General features: G+C 60.6%; 19 protein-coding genes. 6 read left to right on the top strand and 13 right to left on the bottom strand.

The window, feature by feature from the left end; all coding sequences use genetic code 11:
• Positions 1-5: 5 nt before the first annotated feature.
• The 6 genes from PO778_RS03620 to PO778_RS03595 form a co-directional block, all read right to left on the bottom strand.
• A complete protein-coding gene (locus PO778_RS03620) occupies positions 6-1676 on the bottom strand; it encodes a preprotein translocase subunit YajC (RefSeq protein ID WP_271438639.1) in 1671 nt (556 codons plus the stop codon).
• Between the two features lie 6 nt (positions 1677-1682).
• A complete protein-coding gene (locus tag PO778_RS03615) occupies positions 1683-2759 on the bottom strand; it encodes an AAA family ATPase (RefSeq protein WP_271438638.1) in 1077 nt (358 codons plus the stop codon).
• A gap of 10 nt (positions 2760-2769) precedes the next feature.
• The gene (locus PO778_RS03610; RefSeq protein WP_271438637.1) at positions 2770-4287 is read right to left on the bottom strand and encodes an XrtA system polysaccharide chain length determinant; all 1518 of its coding nucleotides are present in this window, start codon (positions 4285-4287) and stop codon (positions 2770-2772) included.
• A 16-nt stretch (positions 4288-4303) separates the two neighbouring features.
• Positions 4304-4948, bottom strand: a complete 645-nt coding sequence (locus tag PO778_RS03605; protein WP_160729723.1) for an XrtA/PEP-CTERM system exopolysaccharide export protein — start codon at positions 4946-4948, stop codon at positions 4304-4306.
• Between the two features lie 205 nt (positions 4949-5153).
• On the bottom strand, positions 5154-6380 hold the full coding sequence (locus tag PO778_RS03600; RefSeq protein ID WP_271438636.1) for a pyridoxal-dependent decarboxylase, exosortase A system-associated: 1227 nt from the start codon (positions 6378-6380) through the stop codon (positions 5154-5156).
• Positions 6377-7903: an acyl-CoA ligase (AMP-forming), exosortase A system-associated gene (locus PO778_RS03595; protein WP_271438635.1), complete on the bottom strand. Its 1527-nt coding sequence runs from the start codon at positions 7901-7903 to the stop codon at positions 6377-6379. Before PO778_RS03595 ends, PO778_RS03600 begins: the two co-directional genes overlap by 4 nt.
• A 27-nt stretch (positions 7904-7930) precedes the next feature.
• On the opposite strand from PO778_RS03595, the gene PO778_RS03590 reads away from it, so the two are divergent.
• Genes PO778_RS03590 through PO778_RS03575 form a run of 4 tightly spaced genes read left to right on the top strand, consistent with a single transcriptional unit; the run spans position 7931 to position 10736 of the window.
• Positions 7931-8908 (top strand): GNAT family N-acetyltransferase, encoded by a 978-nt coding sequence (locus PO778_RS03590; protein WP_271438634.1) that lies wholly within the window; start codon positions 7931-7933, stop codon positions 8906-8908.
• Positions 8909-8942: 34 nt separating this feature from the next.
• Complete coding sequence (locus PO778_RS03585; RefSeq protein ID WP_271438633.1) at positions 8943-9272, top strand: acyl carrier protein; 330 nt, start codon at positions 8943-8945, stop codon at positions 9270-9272.
• 1 nt (position 9273) lies between these two features.
• Complete coding sequence (locus PO778_RS03580) at positions 9274-9960, top strand: alpha/beta hydrolase family protein (protein WP_271438632.1); 687 nt, start codon at positions 9274-9276, stop codon at positions 9958-9960.
• Positions 9957-10736, top strand: coding sequence for a hydrolase 1, exosortase A system-associated (locus tag PO778_RS03575; RefSeq protein WP_271438631.1), 780 nt, complete (start codon positions 9957-9959; stop codon positions 10734-10736). Before PO778_RS03580 ends, PO778_RS03575 begins: the two co-directional genes overlap by 4 nt.
• Positions 10737-10748: 12 nt before the next feature.
• Here the strand turns inward: PO778_RS03575 and PO778_RS03570 are convergent, their stop codons facing one another.
• The 7 genes from PO778_RS03570 to PO778_RS03540 all read right to left on the bottom strand — a co-directional run bounded on the left by PO778_RS03570 (position 10749) and on the right by PO778_RS03540 (position 19237).
• Positions 10749-11948 carry a class I SAM-dependent RNA methyltransferase gene (locus PO778_RS03570; RefSeq protein ID WP_271438630.1) on the bottom strand — a complete coding sequence of 400 codons (1200 nt, stop codon included), beginning with the start codon at positions 11946-11948 and terminating at the stop codon, positions 10749-10751.
• Positions 11945-13342 (bottom strand): NAD(P)H-hydrate dehydratase, encoded by a 1398-nt coding sequence (locus tag PO778_RS03565; RefSeq protein WP_271438629.1) that lies wholly within the window; start codon positions 13340-13342, stop codon positions 11945-11947. Before PO778_RS03565 ends, PO778_RS03570 begins: the two co-directional genes overlap by 4 nt.
• On the bottom strand, positions 13326-13712 hold the full coding sequence (locus tag PO778_RS03560) for a hypothetical protein (protein WP_271438628.1): 387 nt from the start codon (positions 13710-13712) through the stop codon (positions 13326-13328). Before PO778_RS03560 ends, PO778_RS03565 begins: the two co-directional genes overlap by 17 nt.
• Before the next feature lie 5 nt (positions 13713-13717).
• Positions 13718-15574 carry a dihydroxy-acid dehydratase gene (ilvD, locus tag PO778_RS03555; protein ID WP_271438627.1) on the bottom strand — a complete coding sequence of 619 codons (1857 nt, stop codon included), beginning with the start codon at positions 15572-15574 and terminating at the stop codon, positions 13718-13720.
• Positions 15575-15728: 154 nt separating this feature from the next.
• Positions 15729-16460: an N-formylglutamate amidohydrolase gene (locus PO778_RS03550; RefSeq protein ID WP_271439333.1), complete on the bottom strand. Its 732-nt coding sequence runs from the start codon at positions 16458-16460 to the stop codon at positions 15729-15731.
• Positions 16461-16475: 15 nt separating this feature from the next.
• Entirely contained in the window at positions 16476-17288 is an 813-nt protein-coding gene (locus tag PO778_RS03545; RefSeq protein ID WP_271438626.1) for a 4-(cytidine 5'-diphospho)-2-C-methyl-D-erythritol kinase, read from the bottom strand.
• 275 nt (positions 17289-17563) lie between these two features.
• Entirely contained in the window at positions 17564-19237 is a 1674-nt protein-coding gene (locus tag PO778_RS03540) for an electron transfer flavoprotein-ubiquinone oxidoreductase (protein ID WP_235903596.1), read from the bottom strand.
• Positions 19238-19339: 102 nt separating this feature from the next.
• Between PO778_RS03540 and PO778_RS03535 the strand changes: the two genes are divergently transcribed.
• Both PO778_RS03535 and PO778_RS03530 read left to right on the top strand, forming a co-directional pair.
• Positions 19340-20110 carry a uracil-DNA glycosylase family protein gene (locus tag PO778_RS03535; protein WP_271438625.1) on the top strand — a complete coding sequence of 257 codons (771 nt, stop codon included), beginning with the start codon at positions 19340-19342 and terminating at the stop codon, positions 20108-20110.
• Complete coding sequence (locus PO778_RS03530; RefSeq protein ID WP_438944376.1) at positions 20103-21881, top strand: transglycosylase SLT domain-containing protein; 1779 nt, start codon at positions 20103-20105, stop codon at positions 21879-21881. The genes PO778_RS03535 and PO778_RS03530 overlap by 8 nt, the downstream gene beginning before the upstream one ends.
• Positions 21882-21888 lie beyond the last annotated feature (7 nt).

The following is a 21888-nucleotide window of genomic DNA, read 5'->3' as shown; positions in this document are numbered from 1 at the left end:
CTAAATCAGAATCCGAGCCGCAGGCCGACAAGCGCCGACGCGGTGGTGATATCTTCGATCGAGACATCGCTATCGATGTGATCAAGCGCGATTGCCGCACGCGCGGAAAGCCGCGGCGTCAGGCTTCGGCTGTATGAAGCAGACGCGCCAACCGCCATTACATCGCCGCCGGAATCGAACCCGCTTTCGACCAATGTCGCATACGCATTGGTCGAGAAAGCCGACCGTGCGTCGATACTGCCCGAGAGATACCAGGCCGCGTAATAACTTTCATCGATCACACCATTGGCCGCCGCGAGAACGGTGCCGGGTGCAGCGATGAATTTCCGGCGGTCATATCCGAAGCCCAGCCCGGTGCTGAGACGCCCGACAGTCGTCGAATAATTGGCTGCCACGCCCCGCGAACGGAACACCGAACCGCGCACAGACGAGAACACGCCGTTGAGACAGCTTGATCCTTCATCCGCTTCGGCTCCGGCGACGCAGCCGAACAGATCACCCGTCAGCGCATTGCGATTGGCGGTGAATTCCGCAGGCAGGTTCGCAAGTGCAGTGTTCAGCTGATTGCCGAACCCGGAGACGGTGTCATAGACAGAAACATTGACTGCGCTGCGGCTGTCCGGTGCCCAGGCAAAGCTGCCGTAATAGGTGGTCGAATCGTAGCGGCGACCGACATGCGCCTCGAACGCGGTGCGCGTGCTGGGGCGCCAGATGACACCGGCATCCCAGATCATTCCCGAGGTCTCGTAAGCAATAATCCGCGGCTGGCTTTTGTCGGTAACCAGCCGGCCATCATCTCCGATGACCGGATCACCGTTTACGTCGCGCACAGCATCGCGGCTGGATACCTCGACGTCTTCGTAACCGACACCGGCAACCACCGCGAGCGATTGCCCGACAGGGACGGTCACATCGCCGCGGACATACATGTCACGTACGCGCTGATCGAGGTTGGAAACGTCTTCCTGATTCCATCCGGCCCCAACGCCAAGCCCTACCGGTAGCGGTTCACCCGGGCGTGTAGCCAAATGGATGCCTGCGCTCTGGCTGAGGCTGTCATCGAAAACATCGACCGGGTCCGCACCTGGCGTCACGACCAATGAATCCGGTTGCTCAACTTTTGTGTAGCCAGCGCGGTAATTGGCGTTGATCTCTACATCGCCTGCGCTGGTATGCAGGTTTGGCCCTGCATAGACCGAGTAGATATTGCTCTCGCTCTCTTCGCCGATCAGCGGGTTCAGGGATGCCCCGCCATTGCTGTCGACGCGCGTGCGTGCAGCCAGCGCGCCAGCTTCGACCGTCAGCGTCCGCGGGACGATAGAGGCATAACCCCGCGCGACACCGCTGAGCGTGTCGCTATCGAGCGCGTTGTCGCCATATCCGATGTTCTTTTCGTAACGCAGCGAGACAGAGCCGCCCGTATTACGTCCGGTTACAGTCGCATCGACGCCCGCAGCAAGCTGCGTGTATGTTACCACGTCATTGCCCGGCGACAGTTCGGCAACTGCGATCTGCGAGACCTCGATATACGGCTCGACCGTCGCCCTACCTGCTCCCGCGCCAATGCTGCGCGATTCATCGCGGCCTTCGCTTTCGCCGTAATCCTGCGCGGCGAGCGGTGATGCCGCAGCAATCGCGGCGACAGCGCCCATGCTCGTGAAGACAATTCGTTTCATGGCGGGTTAGCCCCCATATCCATAATATGAGCCGAAGTTCCGCCCGCTGGGGCTGAACTGGGCAGCGTTGAGAAGCAGCTTGATGTCAGGGCAAGCCGACAGCAGCTGGCACGCATCTTCCAATGCGCTTTGTCCGGTTTTATCGGCACGTGCGATCAGCAGTGCCTGGCCCACGTGTTTGGCAAGTTCCGCCGCTGGCGATGCCGAAAGCGCAGGCGGAGTATCGAAGATGACCATTCGGTTGGGCGCACCGATCGTCAGCCGGTCGAGCACTTCGCGTGTCCGGTCGCTGGACAAATATTCGCTGTCCGAATTTGTCTGGTTCCCCGCCGGCAGCACCCACAGGCCGGGAATGTCCGTTCCGATGACGAGATCTTCCGGCTTGATCGATGGATCGGCCAGGCAGTCCATGAAGCCCGGACCCTTTGGCAGGCCAAGCGTCGACAGGATCGAAGGCTTCGCAAAATCCGCATCGACCAGCAGAACTTCGCTATCGCGTTCGGCTGCCATGGCGATGGCGAGATTGGCGGCACAGAATGTCTTGCCTTCACCCGGATGGGGCGAACAGATCAGTACCCTGCGCGACAATGCCGTGCCGCGGTCCTGCGCAGCTTTCAGCAATTGGCGCTTCACGATCCGGAATTCCTCGATCAGCGCGGTGACGGCACCTTCCGGTACGATCAGGCCCTGCTCGTAAAGAAACTCGCGGTCGACGGGGAATTTCTTGCCTGCAAGGGCAATCGATCCAACGTCCTGATGGACCACGATATCCGATGGCGGAACCGGAACGGGCAGCGCCTGCGCCGGCATTGCAGTGGGCTGCTCAACGGACTCAGCCGGTGCAGACTGTGGCTGCTGTGCCTCGGCCGCCTTCTTCTCTGTCGCTGCGGACTGCGCTGCGCGGACCTTTGCGCGCTTCATTTCGCGTTCCGGCAGTTTCCCCTTGATCGGAGACGGCTTGAACGGATCGAAGCCGAACGCGCCGCTGGCCCGTTCGAACAGCGAACTTTCGGCGCTGCCTTCACCCTTTTTGCCATCTTCGGGCTCGTCGCCCGGAAGCGGGATATTCGTGTGTTCGGTCATATCCTGTTCCTCAAGCCACCATGCCGCGCTGGAGGAATTCTGCTGCCAGCAAGAGGACACACAGGCCCCCGAGCGCAGCAGAGCCAGCGTAGAAATACTTCATGCGTTTTGCGCGGATCTGGCGGGCGGTATCGGTCATCGTCAGCGAGATCGCGCCCAGCACCGGTAGGTCGAGCGCCCGTTCAAGCTTTGCCGAAGTGGCGAAGGTCGAACGCAGCTGTCCGATGGCAAAGGCCGCACCGACGCCAGCAGCAATCCCTGCCAGCAGCACGCCGATTAGCAGCAGCGGCCGATTGGGCGCAGAGGGCGCGCGCGGGGTAGTTGGCGGGTCGATCACGTCGAACTTGAACGAACTGCGCTCGTTTTCCACCTGGCCGCGCAGCTTCATTTCCTCGCGGTCCTGCAGCAGCTCGTCATATTTGTCTTTCAGCACTTCGTAATCGCGGCTGATTCGGTTTGCTTCGGCAGCAACTGCCGGTTCGCTTGCCTGGCTACCGACCAGCGATGAAAGCTCTGCCTGCAAGGATGCCTTGCGGGCAGACAATGCCTCGACATTTGCCTGACGTTCGGCCTTGATCGACACAAGCGAAGTGTATGCGGGGTTTGTCGCACCGGTCGCATTTGGGTTTTCATCACGCGCCTGATCGCGGAGGATCGCAATCTGTTTCCTGATCGCGACGACATCCGGGTGGCTATCAGTCTTGCCGCCGGCTTGCATGGTCGCAAGCTGGCCTTGCGCGTTGGAGAGTGCAGCGCGTGCGCCGCCCCCTGCACTGCCGGCAAGGTTGCGCGGTGTGCCGGACAGCTGCCCGTTGATTGCTGCCAGCGCGCTTTGCGCAGCGGCCAGATCCGCCTCGACGCCGCGCACTTCGCTGCGCATCGACTGGATCCGGCCCGACAATGTGCCGGTGCCGCCGATCAGGTCGGGATTTTCGGTTTCGAAAGCCAAGCGGCGCTGTTCGGCAGCCTCCAGTTCACGCTTCCGATCCTCAAGTTGCTGGTCGAGGAAGACGAGTGTTTCAGCAACGTCGCCCCTGTTTCCGGCAAGGTTCTCCTCACGGAAGATGTCGATCAGTTTCTGAACGACGGTCTGCGCCAGCGCAGCATTCTCTGAATCGGACAGGTCACCAACGCCGATCTCAGCCTTGAGCTCGAACAGATTGTCCTCTTCCGACTTGATCGAGACTTTCTTGGTCAGCCCCTCGATTGCCGATTCCAGATCGCGCTGGGTCTGGATGTCATCCCCCAGCTTCGTCGAACGAATGACCTTCTCCAGATTGACTGAGCTGGTCAGCGTCTGGCGGATGCGGGTAATCTCGCGTTCCGTGCCGCCGGCAATTTTCAGCTGGTCGGCCAGGACATCGTCGAGCTGGACATAGATGCGCGCCTGCGATTCATAGGAATTGGGGACCATCGCCACGACCAGCCAGCCGAGGACGCAAACGCCCCATGCCACGGCAAGCGCCAGCCAGCGCCGGTGCCAGACCGTGAATATCGCTGCGCGCAGTTCTTCGAAGACTTCGTTCATTTCGCTGACGTGCCCCTCAGAACATGCTTTCCGGGATGATGATCACATCGCCCGGCATCAGGAGAACATTCGCACGGCTATCGCCTTTCTTGAGCAGGTCGCCCAGTTTCAGCGCATATTCCTGCTGGCGGCCCTTGCTCTTGTCGAAACGGATCAGCTTGGCCCGGTTACCAGCAGCAAATTCCGACAGCCCGCCGACAGCAATCATTGCGTCGAGCACGGTCATGTTCGCGCGGTAGGGAAGCGATGCGGGCTTCTCGGTTGCGCCGATAATGCGGATCTGCTGACTGATGGAGCCCTGGAACTTGGTCACGATGACTGAGACCAGCGGCTCTTCAATATATTGCGACAGCTGTAGGCGAATGTCCTGCGCCAGCATCGACGGCGTCTTGCCGGTGGCCGGCATGTCGGTAACCAGAGGTGTCGTGATGCGTCCATCCGGACGGACCTGAATCTTTTCAGCCCCCAGTTCGGGGTTGCGCCAGACGTGGATCGTCAGTTCGTCGAGCGGGCCGATGATGTAATCCTCGCCCGGACCTTCCTGCATCGACACAAACGACGCGGGCGGAAGCTGAGTGCCTCCGCTCGATGTGCAGCCTGCCAATGTCAGGGCAGCCATGGCGCTGCCCGCGAGCAGCTTGGTAAACTTTGTATTCGGCATCGATGCGCATCCCTTGCCTTGTGAACGGGCCAAATCGCGCAAGGCAGGAGCTACCTGACCTTCCGCACCCGCAGATGTGGGATGCTTCCTCGCTAAAAAGGGTGAATATACCGTTAGCCTTTTTGCGTTTGACGGCGTTTAGTATGTGCTGGTCCCAAAGCGGGACAGCCTGTCTGCAAAGGTTAACGCCGCCCTTGAGCCGCGATCAGACGAGAATCTCGCGCGCCGCCCCTTGGCCAAGGAATGCCGACGGAGAAGCGGTAGCGCCATATGCGCCTGCGCAGAATACAGCCACCAGATCGCCAACCTCGGCCACCGGCAAATGCGCCTTGTCGGCCAGCCGGTCCAGCGGTGTGCACAGGCACCCCACTACGTTCGCCTCTTCAGCTGGTTCGGCACCGAATTTCGTAGCGATAGCAAGCGGATAGTTCCGCCGCACGACCGTGCCGAAATTGCCCGACGCCGCCAGCTGGTGATGCAATCCGCCATCGGTCACCAGATAGGTCGAACCATGGCTTTCCTTCCGGTCAACGATCTCTGTCAGGTAAACACCGGCTTCCCCGACGAGGTAGCGGCCCAGCTCGATGCACAGGTCAGTATCGCCAAGCGCAGGTGGTAAATCTGCGATACGATCGCCCAGCGCGCGGCCAACAGCGGTGATATCGACCGGTTCATCGCCGGAAAAATAAGGGATGCCGATCCCGCCGCCCATATTGAGTTTTGGCAAGGCTTCGCCGATTTCATCCGCAAGTTGAGCGGCAAGCTCCAAGACATTTGCCTGCGCTTCAATGATCGCGTCAGCACTCAGTGCCTGACTGCCAGTGAAAATGTGCAGGCCGCGCCATTCCGCGCCCGCACCGATCAGTTCCTTTGCCAGGGCTGGAACCCGATCCTGGTCGATGCCGAAGGGCTTTGCGCCCCCGCCCATCTTCATGCCTGATCCGCGCAGTTCGAAATCGGGATTGACCCGCAGCGCCATGCGCGGGTTTGCCCCGATGCGTTCGCCGATTGCAAACGCACGCCGGGCTTCACCTTCGGATTCCACATTCAAGGTCACGCCGACACGGATTGCCGCCTCAAGCTCTGCATCGCGCTTGCCCGGTCCGGCAAAACTGATCTTCTCAGGGTCAAGGCCAGCAGCTTGCGCCATTGTAAGCTCGCCCCCGGATGCAATATCGAACCCGTCGACAAGACCAGCCATATGTTCGAGCACCGGGGCGAACGGGTTTGCCTTTATCGCGTAGTTGATGCCGATCCGATCCGGCATTGCGGCGCGCAGATCGGCCATGCGCCGGTCCAGCAATTCACGCGAATATACAAACAGAGGCGTGTCGCCGCCTTCTGCCACCAATTCCCGTGCCGTCTTGCCGCCAATCGCCAGCTGTCCGTCTTTTGTCTCGTATCCTTGCGGGATTGGGCCAAGCGGCTTCATGCCTCGATCTCCGTTTTAATGGCGGTCCGGTCCAGTTTCCCGTTCGGGTTCAGCGGCATGGTGTCACGCCAATGGATCACGTGTGGTTGCATGAAATTGGGCAGTTCCTTCGCCAGCGCTTTCGCCAACTTTTCCTGAGGGTCAGTTGCATCGGTTGCAGCCCTGACCACCAGATGGATAGCGTGCCCCAGCCGCTGGTCTGCGATGCCGAACGCAGCAGCCTCTGCAACCAGCCCCGTTGCCCGCGCTGCATCCTCGATTTCCTGCGGGCTGATGCGGTTGCCAGCGCTCTTGATCATCGCATCGCGCCTGCCGATGAAATAGAGCAGCCCGTCGTCGTCCCGTTTGACCCTGTCGCCAGACCATACCGCCATGCCGCCATACTGCGACCCTGCCGGTGCCGGTTTGAACCGTTCTGCAGTGCGTTCCGGATCCTGCCAGTATCCTTGTGCCACCAATGGCCCGCAATGGACCAGTTCGCCTTCCTCACCGGGCTTCGCGACCATCCCTGCGTCGGTGATGACCATAATCTCGGCAAAAGGAATGGCTGTGCCCATGGAGGTCGGGTGCGTTTTCACCTTGGCCGGTTCGAGGTAGGTCGAACGGAACGCCTCGGTCAGTCCGTACATAGGAAACAGGTCCGCTCCGGGAATTATCCGCCGCAGATCATCGACCAGCTCCGTGGTCAAAGCGCCGCCGCTGTTGGTCAGGCGGCGAAGCGGTGAGGCGGCTTCCTCTGGCCAGTCCACTTCGGTTAGCTGCACCCACAGCGGAGGAACCGCCGCCAGCGTCGTGACGCCGTATTTCGCGCACGCACGTGCAACGTCTTTCGGGAAGAGATAATCCAGCGGCACCGCTGAACCGCCGGCAAACCATGTGCTGAGCAGCTGGTTCTGTCCGTAATCAAACGATAGCGGCAGCACTGCGAGCGTCACATCGTCGCTCTGCAGGCCAAGATAGGCCGCGACGCTCACCGCGCCCAGCCACAGGTTCGCATGGCTGAGCATGACCCCTTTTGGCCGCCCGGTAGAACCGCTGGTATACAGGATCGCACAAAGATCGTCCGGGTTCTGCTGTGAAGGCGGCATGGGGCCGCTGACCGAATCGAGTGCGGCGATGACTTCGCTCTCATCAAGCATTTCGCACTGGTCCGGCACATCTCCCGCTTGAAGTGACGCCAGCCTGGCGGCGGTGCCCAGCAGCAACGATGCGCCGCTATCGGCCAGAATGTGTGCCGCCTGCGAATGTTTCAGCAGTGGGTTGATCGGCACATGGACGAGCCCGGCCCGCGCTGCTGCAAGCGGCAACAGGCACGTTAGCTCACCCTTGGATGCCCAGCTGGCGACCCGCGCGCCATGCGCAGGCACGCGATCCCTTAACCAGCTGCTAAGACGCCCGACACGGTCCTTTAAGTCCTTATAGCTAAGCGTATGGTTCCGCAGCACCAAAGCCGGATCGGAATCTGCACCGCATTCGGTCAGATGATCGAGCGGTTTCGGCTCGGGATTTGGCAATTCGGGCATCAAGGCTCCAATGAGGGAAATTCGGTTTTGATCAGCGTCAGCTATCACGACACGGTTAACGTCTTGCAAGGGACGATGGAAGATGCGCTTTCTCCGTTCGACAAGATGGAATGGTTCGCGCATTTGGCCATTGCAGGCGCAGAACCCTGCGTCGCAATTGCGGCCGGCCCGCTCCAGACTGCAGCCCTGCCACTGGCCCGGGCGAACGGCAGGCTTGAAAGTCTGGTGAACTGGTACAGTTTCAGCTGGCGCCCGCTATTTTCGGACGATCCCGAATTGCTCCAGCATATCGCCGCGGGGCTACGCGAAAAATCGCACAGAGTGACGATGTGGCCCGTTCCTGACGAAGACGGCAGTGCATCATCGATCGAATTGGCGTTTCGCAATGCCGGCTGGAAGGTATCGCGCGAACGCTGCGATCATAACCATGTTTTGCCGGTCAATGGCCGCAGTTTTGCAGAATACTGGGCCGGCAGGCCGGGAAGAATGCGCACCACGCTCAAGCGAAAAGCGAAGAAGGTGGAATGGGAAATACTCACCCGCTTCGACAAGGCAGCATGGTCGGAATATGAAGCAGTCTACAATCACAGCTGGAAACCGGAAGAAGGCGATCCCGTTCTGCTCAAGGCATTCGCGCATCAGGAAGGCGATGCCGGGCGCCTGCGGCTCGCCATAGCGCGAAAAGACGGCGAAGCTGTCGCCGCGCAGTTCTGGACGGTCGAAACCGGCACGGCCTATATCCACAAGCTGGCGCATCTCGAAGAGCATAAGAACCTGTCTGCCGGAACCACGCTGAGTGCTGCTCTGTTCGAGCATGTGATCGACAAGGACGGCGTCGATCTGGTCGATTTCGGAACCGGCGATGATCCATACAAGCGCGACTGGATGGAGGTAGATCGGCCGCGCTACCGGATCGACTGCCTCGACCCGCGCCAGGGCGCCAGTTGGTCCGCCCTGATCAAGCGCGCAATCCGGCGGGTTGCACCTGCACCCCGGCAAAGCTAAGGGCAGCCGCGCAATTGCAGGGGAAATGCACGCAATGACCGGCGAGCCCGTGACAGATAGTAACGAAGATTCTGCCGACAAAGCTTCGGGCCTTGCCCCAAGCAGGCAGGTAATCGACGATAAATTGCGCGGTATTCTTTGCGACGTGCTCGGTCTGGATGCCGATCACGTTGAAACCTTCGATGCCGATACAGGCCTGTTCGGGCATTTGCCTGAACTCGATTCCATGGCGGTTGCAGGTCTGTTGACCGAGATGGAAGATCGGCTCGAAATTATCATCGAAGATGACGATGTCGACGGTGAAATGCTCGAAACCTATGGCGGGCTGCTCGCCTTTGCCGAGGCAAAGATCGTCGCCGGCTGACGTGCGCAGCTTTGCACAATGGCAAGCGCCGCTGCCGGACGGCGGCACAAGTGAGGAATCTGCGCTGGTGTTCAACCAGATGCGGGAAAAGCGCCTTTTGGTTCTGCCTGCGCTGTTTGACGAAGCCAACAAGCTGCGCCGCCTGACGGTAGAAATCATGCGGCGGCTCGATATGTCAGGCGTCGACAGCTTCTTGCCGGACCTCCCGGGTTGCAATGACAGTCTGCAGCCGCTGCACACCCAGACACTCGCAAATTGGCAACACGCCGCTGCCGAAGCAGGCAAATTGTTCGATGCGACGCATGTTCTCTCATTCCGCAGCGGTGCGCTGCTCGCGCCGAGTGACGTGGCTGGCTGGCAATATGCCCCGCAAGGCGGAAAATCACTAATCAGATCAATGATGCGCGCGCGGTCAATCGCAGCGCGCGAGGCCGGACGCGAAGAAACCCTGGCCGGGATCGAGGCGTCAGGCCGTCAGGACGGCATCAATCTCGCTGGTTGGCGCATTGGCCCGGAACTGTTCGCAGCGCTTGCTGATGCGGACAAACCCGGCACAGGCGCGCAGACCGAGATTGCCCAGGCAGAAGTCGCCGGCGGCGGCCTGTGGCTCAGGGCCGAGCCGGACGAGGACCATGAACAGGCCGATGCAATCGCTGCGATTGTCGCGGTCGGGGTGGCCGTATCATGAGCCGGCTTTCGCTGACATTCGAGTGCCAGAACAGCACCTTGGCCGGCACTCTCGACACTGCGCCGGGATCGACCGGATTGTTGATCGTATCGGGCGGCAATGAAATTAGGAGCGGTGCATTTTCTGGCCAGGCACAATTGGCGCAAGCTGTATGCAGGGCCGGGTTTCCAGTTTTCCGCTTTGATCGCCGGGGAATTGGCGACAGCGACGGGGAAAACCGGGGATTCCGAAAGAGCCGCAAGGACATCGTTGCAGCAATCGAAGCATTCCGCGCGATGTGCCCGCAAATGAACCGCGTAGTCGCGTTTGGAAATTGTGATGCAGCGAGCGCACTTATGCTGGCCAAAGGCGAAGGCTGCGATGCACTGATCTTGTCGAATCCGTGGACGATAGAGGAAGACAGCGGAGACCTGACGCCCGAGGCCACAAGGTCACGCTATGCCGAGAAGCTGAAGAACCCTCGCGAAATTCTGCGCCTGGTGACGGGAAAAGTGAACTTCTCCAAACTTGCCAATGGTTTGAAGCAGGCTCTTCAACCGAAGGCGAAGCCGACAAGCCTCGCGCAGGACATGGCCGAAGGTCTTGCCTCGTCGCAAATACCGGCGGTGTTTTTCCTGGCGGAAGAAGACCGGACGGCCCAAATCTTCGAAAGCCACTGGCAGCAAAGATTGGATGATCATCAAGTGCGGCGCTGTGAAGGTGCCGGGCATTCCTATGCCGAACCGCAGGCACGCGAATGGTTGGAGCGGGAAGTTCTTGCGGTGCTGCGCGGCTGAGATCAGTCGGCGCTAGCGCACGAACAGGCTGGCCAGCTCCACATGGGTCGACCAGCGGAATTGGCCCACTGGCCGCAGTTTTTCCAGCCGGTAACCGCCCTCGATCAGGCGTTTTGCATCGCGGGCCCAGCTTGACGGGTTGCAGCTGATATAGACCACACGCTCGACTTCGCTTTGCGCGATCAGATCGGCTTGGTCGCGCGCCCCGGCCCGCGGCGGATCGAGCAGGATGCCGGCGAACCGGTTCAGTTCATCCACTTGCAACGGATTGCGGAACAGGTCGCGGTGAATGGCATGAACCGGGCGGCCGCTGGATCTTGCCGCCATCTGGCACGCCATATGGGTGTCGCGAGACGCCTCGGCCGCCAATACCTTTGAATTCGCGGACAGGGCAAAAGCAAAGGTCCCCAGGCCCGAGAACAGATCGGCAACCGTCGATGCTCCGCGCAGCCACTCTCTCGCGTCAGAGACGAGTACTTTCTCTCCATCAGCCGTGGCTTGAAGAAATCCGCCGCTCGGGAAAGCAACCGGAACGCCTGAAAGCGTTACCGTGATGGGTTCGGGTTCCCACAAGGTCTCAGGTCCGTATCCCTGATCAAGGGTCAGCCGCGCAAGTTTGTGGTCGCGCGCAAAATCCAGAATTGCCTCGGTCTCTTGCAGACCCTCAATGGTCAGGTTCTTGATCGAACAATCGACGCCCTGATCAGCTTGCGTCAATTCAATATCGATTGCGTAGCGGCCCTTGCGCCGCGCCAGCACTGCTCGTAGCGCTTCGACGACCGCGAACAGCGGCTCGGTCAGAATGTGACATTCGCTGAGGCCAACCACCCGGTGAGAGCCTGCCTCGCGGAAACCGATCTGCGGTCTCCCCTTGGCGTTCAATCCATGCAGGGCCGCGCGGCGGCGGCTTTTCGGCGGCGACAGATGGGTGGGCAGCAATTCGCCAACGGCGATGCCCTGCCCCTCCGCTGCGTTGGCCACGCGCGAAGTCGCAAAGTCGGTCAGGCTGGCTTCGTCCAGTTGCTGGAGTTCGCAGCCACCGCAATTGCCGAAGTGGCGGCAGGGCGGCTCCACATGATGCGGGCCGCGCTCAATGCTGCCGTCAGAGGCAACGAGGTCGCCAGGCGCAGTACCGGGCACATGCCTGCCATCCGCCGTGACGCCATCGCCTTTCGCGGCGATTCGAATAATCTGGGTTGTTATTTCGTTCACAGGCAGGCCGCGTAGGCCGATGCCACCTTCCCGGCAAGCTCTGTCGCGGTAAACGGACCGCCCGCCAACCTTGCCGCCTCACCGTGCAGCCACACCGCATCGCACGCGGCATCAAACGGGTTTCGTCCGGCGGCAAGCCGACTTGCCGCAATCCCTGCAAGGACGTCGCCAGATCCGGCAACAGAGAGCCAGCTGCTTGCAGGGCGTGCCAGCGCAATCCGTCCATCGGGGGCGGCAACCAGCGTATCCGGTCCCTTGGCAATCACCACCATGCCGCTTGCCCGGGCTAATGCACCAGCCCGGTCTTTCTTGGATGACGCCACAACGGCAAAGCTGTGGCACAGCCTGTCCAGTTCGCCATAATGCGGCGTGGCAATATAAGTGCCGTCCTTGCCCAACATGTCTGGTTTCAGAAGCATCAGAGCATCGGCATCGAGAACTGTTCTCAATCCCGCCTGCAGCGCCGTACGAAGGCGATTTGCTGCATCATCGCTTCGGCCAAGGCCCGGCCCCACCAGCAATGCATCAATCCGGTGGTCCGAAACCGCCTCCGAAAGCGGTGACGCATCGCGGACGAGATCAGGCGGCAACTGAGTATCGGTACTTTCGGATAGCAGTTTTGTATAACCAGCCCCGCCCCTCATCGCCGAAATGCACGCGAGTACCGCCGCCCCAGGCATCTCTCCGCCAATGACAGCGCAAAGGCCTCTCCGGTATTTGTGTGCGTCGCTGGCAGGTGGGCCGAGATCAGGCCGATCAATCAGCGTTGCTGCGCCGGGCACAGAGGACACACCAATCGGCACCAGACGCCGCGCCCCCATTCTGGCACAAGCCGGCATCGTCCAGTGCGCGTATTTCCATGCCCCGAGCGACAGGCTGAGGTCATATTCCGGGAGGTGGTCGTTAAGCGCCTTTCCATCGTCGCTGGAAACACCCGACGGCAAATCGATCGCAACACGGTAGGCATGCCGTCCAGCGAGATCGCGCAAAAGCAGTGCAAGCTCGGGAGACAGCGGGCGCGACAATCCGGAACCGAACAGGCAATCCACCAGGATCGCGCCGTCCACACCCTTGCCAGAACTGGCAACCGGCAACTGCCACGCCTGGCGCGCATTCTTCGCCGCATCAGTTGACGGCGGCTTTGGCGCGACCACCTGAACCTTCAGGCCCCGCCGGCGTAACGTTTCAGCGATAACGTAGCCATCGCCGCCATTATTGCCCGGGCCGCACAAAACGGTCACGCTGCGCCCTGCTGCGATACGCCATATCCATTCGGCCGCACCCTGACCGGCAATCTGCATAAGTGCATCGACCGAAGTGCCGCCGGCAATCAGCGCCTGTTCCGCCGCCTGCATCTGGGCGACGGTGAGTATCTGGTTATTCGGCGCTGCCATCCATGCCCCTCGACTGGACGCCCCTTAACCGGACCGGAAAACGGTAGCGATCTTCTGCGACAGTCAGTTCAAGCATCTCACCATCAATCCTGCGGATTGAAGTATCGGCGCCGTCCACCTCTGCCATGCCGCGGCCGTCGTCTGTCTGTTCAAAACGGCGAAATCCGCCCGCCGGATGCCTGACGATCAGCAACCGTTTGCCGTCTGTTTCAGCGCGTTCAACGAGGCAGTCCGGGCCGAAATTGCTGCCTTCACCAAGCGCGCATTCGATCATTTGTGCGCCGTCTTCCGCCTGAGGCTGCTCGGCAGCGGGGGAGCAGGCAGAGGCCAGCGACAACAGCACGGCGGCGGCAGGAATACGGCCCCGCACCTCGATTATTTCCGCTTCAACTGGGAAACGTCGCGCACAGCACCGCGCGCTGCGCTGGTCGTCATTGCGGCATAGGCCTGAAGCGCCTGCGACACGGCCCGTTGGCGCGCCTTTACCGGCTGCCATGCCTCGTCACCCTTGGCTTCCATGGTTTCCCGGCGGCTTTTTAGTTCCGCGTCGGCGACTGCCAGTTTAATGGTCCGGTTGGGGATGTCGATTTCGATCATATCCCCTTCCTCTACCAGGCCGATGGCCCCGCCTTCCGCTGCCTCGGGCGACACATGGCCAATCGACAGGCCCGATGTGCCGCCTGAAAAACGGCCATCGGTCAGCAAGGCACAGGCAGCGCCCAGCCCCTTCGATTTGAGATAGCTGGTCGGGTAAAGCATTTCCTGCATCCCCGGCCCGCCGCGTGGCCCCTCGTACCGGATAACAACCACGTCGCCTTCGACCACCTGACCGGTCAGGATTGCCGATACCGCATCATCCTGGCTCTCATAAACCTTCGCCGGGCCTGAGAATGTCAGAATGCTTTCATCAACGCCGGCGGTTTTCACGATGCACCCGTCGAGCGCGACATTGCCCGACAGCACAGCCAGTCCGCCATCCTTGCTGAAAGCATGTTCTGCGCTGCGGATGACGCCGTTCTCGCGGTCTGTATCGAGATCGGGCCAGCGGTTGCTCTGGCTGAAGGCGGTTTGCGTCGGCACGCCGCCGGGCGCAGCGGCAAAGAATTCGCGCACCTTGTTGTTCTGTGTGCGGCCAATGTCCCAATCGTCCAGCGCGTCGGCCAGTGTCGGGCTGTGAACGGTTGGCAACGCGGTGTTGAGCAGCCCGGCTTTCTCAAGTTCGCCCAGGATCGACATGATCCCGCCAGCGCGGTGGACATCCTCCATATGAACATCGTCCTTGGCCGGTGCGACTTTTGACAGGCAAGGAACGCGGCGGCTGAGCCGGTCGATGTCTTCCATCGTGAAATCGACGCCTGCCTCGTGCGCTGCGGCCAGCAGGTGCAGGACGGTGTTGGTCGATCCGCCCATCGCGATGTCCAGCGACATGGCGTTTTCAAACGCAGAGAAGCTGGCGATGGAGCGCGGCAGGACGCTTTGATCGTCCTCCTCGTAATACCGTTTCGCCAGCGTCACGATCAGCCGCCCAGCCCGCAGGAACAGGCTCTTGCGGTCGGCATGGGTCGCCAGCGTCGAACCGTTGCCGGGCAGCGAAAGGCCCAGCGCCTCTGTCAGACAGTTCATCGAATTGGCGGTAAACATGCCCGAGCACGAACCGCAGGTCGGGCAGGCATTCTGCTCAATCTCGGTTACTTGTTCATCAGTGTAGCTTTCATCGGCAGCAGCAACCATCGCGTCGACTAGATCGAGCGCCTTGGTCTTGCCGTTCAACATGACCTTGCCCGCTTCCATTGGTCCGCCGGAAACGAACACCGCGGGAATATTCAACCGCATCGCTGCGTTGAGCATGCCCGGCGTGATCTTGTCGCAATTGGAAATGCAAACCATCGCATCGGCGCAGTGCGCGTTGACCATATATTCCACGCTGTCAGCGATCAGGTCGCGGCTCGGCAGTGAATACAGCATTCCGTCGTGCCCCATCGCAATGCCATCATCGACCGCTATCGTATTGAATTCCTTGGCAACACCGCCCGCTTCCTCAATTTCGCGCGCGACCATCTGGCCCAAATCCTTGAGGTGGACATGTCCGGGGACAAACTGTGTAAAGCTGTTCACAACCGCGATGATCGGCTTGCCGAAATCGCCGTCTTTCATGCCGGTCGCACGCCATAATCCGCGCGCGCCGGCCATGTTGCGGCCGTGTGTGGTAGTGCGGGATCTATAGGCTGGCATTTTGGGCTCCGACGGGTTTGGTCTGTTTCCAGACGCCTTGCCAGCTAACCTAACCCAGCAGAAGTCCGATACGAAACAGAATTTCTTGCGCCAGAGCCATATCGGCTTGGCGGAGGATCAGAACGCAGCTCGTGCGTACTTGGCGAGGTCGGTGTCAGCCCTCTGCCTTGAGAGCCAGCGCTACACGGTTGGCTACGTCGGTAATCAGCCCCGCCCAGCGGGCCTGTTCAGCCTTTGTGCCGATAAGGTCCTGACGAATTTCGACAGTCATGTATTTGCGGCCATGCGCCTCTGCGTGACGGTCCATCGTCGCGTTCAGTTCCTTGCCGGAATATGGTTCATTATCGCCGACGGTCAGTCCTTCCTCTCCAAACAGGCGGATCGCGTGGCGTGCAGCGCTGTCATCCTGATTATACAGCAACCCGACTTCCCACGGGCGGTCCTCGATCTTGCTTTCAAGTTTCGGCGTAAAGCTATGCAAGGCAACGATAAGTTCAGGATTTGCATCATCGAGCCACTGGGCCAGCGCCTCGTGGTAAGGCCGGTGAAAACGCTCCAGCCGGGAATCCAGGTTTGCGCCAATATTTCCGGGTATCAGGTGGCCGTCGCTGGATGTCGGCAGCACTGCGGGCGAATCTTCTGTGCGGTGGAGATCGCACACCAGCCGGCTGACCGTAGCGATATGCGCGGCGATCCCGTGGCGGCGGCCCATGCGGTCGGCGATCCCGTCGGTCCCGATATCGTACGCAATGTGCGTTTTCAGCAGTTCGGGTGCAACGCCCAGCTCAATATCGTCTGGCACATAAGCGGAAGCATGATCGGCAACGCACACGATGCCGCCAACTTTCGGCTCGCCTACGCGGCGATATGGAAGATCGTCGATCATCATTGCTGGAATACCCTACCTTAAATTGCCGGACATTTGCCACCACTGCGGATAATCGGAAGCCAGCTTTTCTGCGGCTTCACGCATGGCGTCATGATGTCGGTATAGTGCAAAACACGTGGCCCCTGAACCAGACATACGGCTCAGAAACGCGTCTGTTCCGGCAAGCGACGTCAGGACTTCGGCGATTGGCGGACACAGCCGGACCGCTGGCTCCTCAAGATCATTGCGGCCTTGCTGGGCAATATCGGATACCGTGCCAAGCGGCATCGGGCCGCGGTCCTCACCATCCCACGCGTTGAACACTGGGCCGGTGGCAAGCGGAACACGCGGATTGACGAGCAAGACAGGCGTTCCCGTCAGATCGCTTTCGACCGGTTCCAGTTCAGTGCCGGTTCCGCGACCGATACAGGTCACGCTCTCGACACAGGCCGGGACGTCCGCGCCAAGCTTCGCCGCGCGCGTCTGCCAATCATCGGGCAATCCGTGCAATTCGCGCACGATCCGGAACACCGCGCCAGCATCTGCAGAACCGCCGCCCAGCCCCGCCGCGACAGGCAGATTCTTTTCCATGGTGATGTCGAGACCGCTTGGCCGGGGCAATACCCCCAATGCCTTTGCGACAATATTATCAAACGGATCAGTCAGTTGGCCGCCGAATTCACCAACGACCGTCAACTTGTCCTGATCGGAGAGCCGCGCGGTCAGAACATCACCCGCATCGACAAATGCGAACAGTGTCTCAAGCTCATGATAGCCATCCTCGCGCCGCCTGCGGACATGCAGCGCGAGGTTGATCTTGGCATAGGCTGTTTCTGTGAGTGGCAAGAATAGTGTGCTTTCTCAGCTAGCCGGAAGTTCGGTCATCCCGATAGCTGCGTACCGAAAAATGACCGGACGTTCTTCAGGCTCTCGGTCGGGGAAACCTTCCCCAAACATCCCAACGAGGCAGTCGTAGCACCCGATTTCTTCCGCCCACAAGCAATGAACAATTATGCCAAATTCCGAAGAAAGGTCATCATCCATTCCGGTATCACGGCGCACCCTTGCGCCTGGCTTCAGATATCCATCACGACCCGCAGGCTTCAGCTCCCCCACTTCGACTACATATTCGGGTAATTCGGCCCGCCGCCGCCTTCGGGCGTGGTCCAGTTGATGTTCTGGTTCGGGTCCTTGATATCGCAGGTCTTGCAGTGAACGCAGTTCTGGCTGTTGATCTGGAATTTCATCTCGCCTGTACCCTCGTCTTCCAGCCACTCGTAAACCCCAGCCGGGCAATAACGGGTCGACGGGCCGCCATAGACTTTCAGCTCGCTTTCCTTCTGCAGTTCCCAATCCTTCACCTTCAGGTGGTTGGGCTGGTCTTCTGCGTGATTGGTATAGCTGAATGCGACAGAGGTCAGGCGGTCGAAGCTGATTTCACCATCCGGCTTGGGATAGTTTATCGGCTGATACAGGTCCGCGCGGCCAGTCATTTCATAATCCGGCTCGTGCTTCATCGAAATCGGCAAGCCGATTTTGAGCTGGCGCATCCACATATCGATACCGGCAATTACAGTGCCAAAATCGCCGCCGAATTTGGCGACCGCTGGCTGGGCGTTCTGCACCAGTTTCAATTCCTTGGCGATCCAGCTGTCACGCACATTCGCGTCGTAATCGGCCAGTTCGGTCTTCTCTGCCCCGCCCGCGATTGCCTGAGCGGCGGCTTCTGCGGCCAGCATCCCGCTCTTCATCGCGGTATGGCTGCCCTTGATCCGGGGGACGTTTACGAAACCGGCGGCACATCCGATCAGCGCGCCGCCCGGGAATGCAAGCTTTGGCACGGACTGCCAACCGCCTTCGTTAATCGCACGGGCCCCGTAGGCGACACGCTTGCCGCCCTCGAGATATTCACGGATCGCCGGATGGGTTTTCCAACGCTGGAATTCCTGGAATGGCGAGACATACGGGTTCTTGTAATCAAGCGCGGTGACAAAGCCGAGCGCCACCTGACCGTTCGCCTGGTGGTAGAGGAAGCCCCCACCCCAGCTCTCGCTTTCGGACAGCGGCCAGCCCTGCGTATGGATCACGCGGCCCGGTACGTGTTTGGCAGGATCGATATCCCACAATTCCTTGATGCCGAGGCCGTAGACCTGCGGCTGGCAATCCGCCTCAAGGTCGAATTTCGCCTTCATCTGCTTTGTCAGATTGCCGCGAACACCCTCTGCAAACAGAGTGTATTTCGCCTCGATCTCCATACCGGGCTGGAAATCGCCCTTGTGCGAACCATCTTCCGCAACGCCCATATCCTGCGTGATGACGCCGCGCACCGCGCCATTATCGTCGAACATCACCTCTGCTGCCGGGAAGCCCGGGAATACCATCACCCCCATGCCTTCGGCCTGTTCGCCGAGCCAGCGGGTCAGGCTGCCAAGCGATCCGGTGTAGCAGCCGTCGTTCGACATGAACGGCGGCATCATGATGTGCGGCATCGAATAGCTTTTGCCCTTGGTGAGAACCCAGTGCCAATTATCCGTCACCGGCGTTTCCGCCATCGGGCAATCCATGTCGCGCCATTCGGGGATCAGTTCATCCAGCGACTTGGGATCGACCACCGCGCCCGACAGGATGTGCGCGCCGATTTCCGACCCTTTTTCAAGGACGACAACTTCGAGATCCTCGTTGATCTGCTTAAGGCGGATTGCCGCCGCCAGACCTGCTACTCCGCCGCCGACGATTACTACGTCGCATGGCATCGATTCCCGCTCAATTGGTTCGGCAGTGGTTTCGGTGCTCATTCCGTCTATGTCCTTCTGCGCAAATTGCGCGTGTACAGTGGTGTCAAAACGTGCGGAAACCCTTGAATAGTGCGGCGAGGCAGGTCAAGACCCGGACTAGAAATGGACCACGCTGAACCTTCGCCATCCGGTGCCACTCTGGCCGAAGAATTTGCCGCCGCCCTCGATTGGTGGAGAGAGGCCGGCGTCGACAATGACTATGGCGATGACGCTACGGAGTGGCTGACTGAAAACCAGTCCGAAACCGCAGAAGGCAGCGCCCAGAACAAGCCAGCCAGACCACGAAAACAGGCACCTGCCCCGCCCCCGCCGAAGAAAATCGGGGGCGACAAAAATTCTTGGCCGGCCGAACTCCCAGCTTTCCAGCAATGGTTCGCCTCCCACCCGTCGATCGACGATGGCGGCGCCTATCCGCCAGTCTCGCCCAGCGGGTCCGCGAAGCCGGAACTGATGGTGATCGTTGCCGAGCCGGAGGAAAATGACAGCGAAAGCCTGCTGTCGGGTCCGCAAGGCCGCTTGATTACGGGCATGCTCCGCGCTGCCGGGATTGCGCCGGATGAAATCTACATCGCATCGGTTCTGCGGCGCCACACGCCCATGCCCGATTGGGACGGGTTACGCGGTTCTGGCATCGGCGAATTGCTCGCGCATCACGTCGGACTGGTCGCGCCGAAACGGATTCTGACCTTCGGGCGCAACATTCCACCGCTTCTTGGCAACGATACGGCGCAAGGCGCTGCTCTTTTACACAATTTCAACCATGACGGTGACAGCATCCCTGTACTGGGTGTCGGGTCCCTGCCCGAATTGCTGCGGTCGGCACCGCGCAGGCAGAGGTTCTGGCAACGCTGGCTCGAATGGACGGATGGTTGACGTGAAAGATTTCGGCAAACTTCGTACGGCATTGGCACTGGCCGCCGCTGCAACCGCTTGCGGTGCTGCAACCCCCGCGCTCGCCAACAGCAGCGCAGCTGAATATTTCCGGGCGCGCGCCGCATCGAGCAATGTTCCCGAACTGCTCAGCAACAGCGACCGGCAATATTACCGCGAACTGTTCGCCGCGATCGATGATGAGCGCTGGTCGCGCGTCGATGCCTTGCTTGCAGAACGCACAGACGGTCCGCTGCACGATGTCGCGAAGGCAGAATATTACCTCCATGCCAACAGCCCGCGCGTCGAGCCGGAACAGATTTCCAACTGGCTATCGAGCGGCAATTACCTGCCTCAGGCAGAACAACTGACCAAGCTGGGCGAGAAACGCGGGCTAAACGCGACATACAATCTCCCCCGCGAACGAAGCTTTGCGCGCCAGCCTTATTCTTCCAAGAGGATCCGCCCACGTTCGATAGACGATGGCACAATGCCCGGTTCGATCCGCGCGGGCATTCTTGATCGGATCAAGAACGACGATCCTGACGGTGCACGGCAACTGCTCGACGGGATCGACGCCTCGCTCAGCAGTGCTGCCCGTGCCGAATGGCGCCAGCGTGTGGCGTTCAGCTATTACATCGAGAATAACGACCCATCCGCTCTCGCCATGGCCTTGACGGTGAACGATGCCAGCGGCCCGTGGGTTGCAGAAGGCAATTGGGTAGCCGGACTTGCGGCATGGCGTCTGAATGATTGCGAGACGGCGGCAGCGTCTTTCGAACGGGCCGCGATCGGTTCGACCAATCAGGAATTGACCGCCGCTGCGCGATATTGGGGCAGCCGGGCATTGGTGCGGTGCCGCGCACCGGAAAAAGCCACCGAGCAGCTGCGCGCAGCAGCGCGCCTCGATGAAACCCTATACGGAATGCTGGCGCTTGAACAATTGGGTCAGGCCCTGCCCAAATCGCACTCCGACGCCGATTTCGACCTGCAGGACTGGCAGCGCCTTCGCGGGGAGGCGAATGTCCGCACAGCAGTCGCGCTGGCAGAGATCGGCGAGGACAATCTGGCCGACGAAGTGCTGCGGCATCAGGCACGCATCGGCGATGCCTCGCAATACGGTGCCCTGTCGCGGCTTGCCCGCGAACTGGGCGTTCCGTCGACGCAGCTGTGGATGGCACACAATGCGCCGCGCGGTGCCAGTGCAGAGCCTGCGCTAAGATATCCCGCGCCGCGCTGGCAACCGGTGAATGGCTGGAAAGTCGACCCCGCACTTGCCTATGCACACACGCTGCAGGAATCCAATTTCCGCCCGGCCGTTGTCAGCCCTGCCGGGGCGCGCGGCCTGATGCAGATCATGCCGGCCGCAGCCCGCGATCACCGGGCGAAGCTGGGCGTGCGCGGCGATGCGCGCGACCTGTCAAAACCGGCAATCAACCTCGCGTTCGGGCAGGAACACCTCGCCATGCTGCGCGATAGCAGCGCCACACAGGGACTGCTGCCGAAAATCATGGCTGCGTATAATGCGGGTCTCACCCCGGTCACGCGGTGGAACAGCGAAATCCGCGATCAGGGCGATGCACTGCTTTACATGGAAAGCATCCCTTACTGGGAGACACGCGGCTATGTCTCGATCGTGATGCGCAATTACTGGATGTACGAACGCCAGGCTGGCGGCGCATCCGAAACGCGCAAGGCGCTGGCACAGGGAATGTGGCCCACCTTCCCGGAACTGTCGGGCAGCACCGGGGTCCGCCTCAGCTCTTCAAACTGACCGCGCA

This window comes from Pontixanthobacter luteolus, from assembly GCF_947494915.1.
Taxonomy (GTDB): Bacteria; Pseudomonadota; Alphaproteobacteria; order Sphingomonadales; family Sphingomonadaceae; genus Pontixanthobacter; species Pontixanthobacter luteolus.
This window is presented reverse-complemented; position numbering and strand designations above follow the sequence as displayed.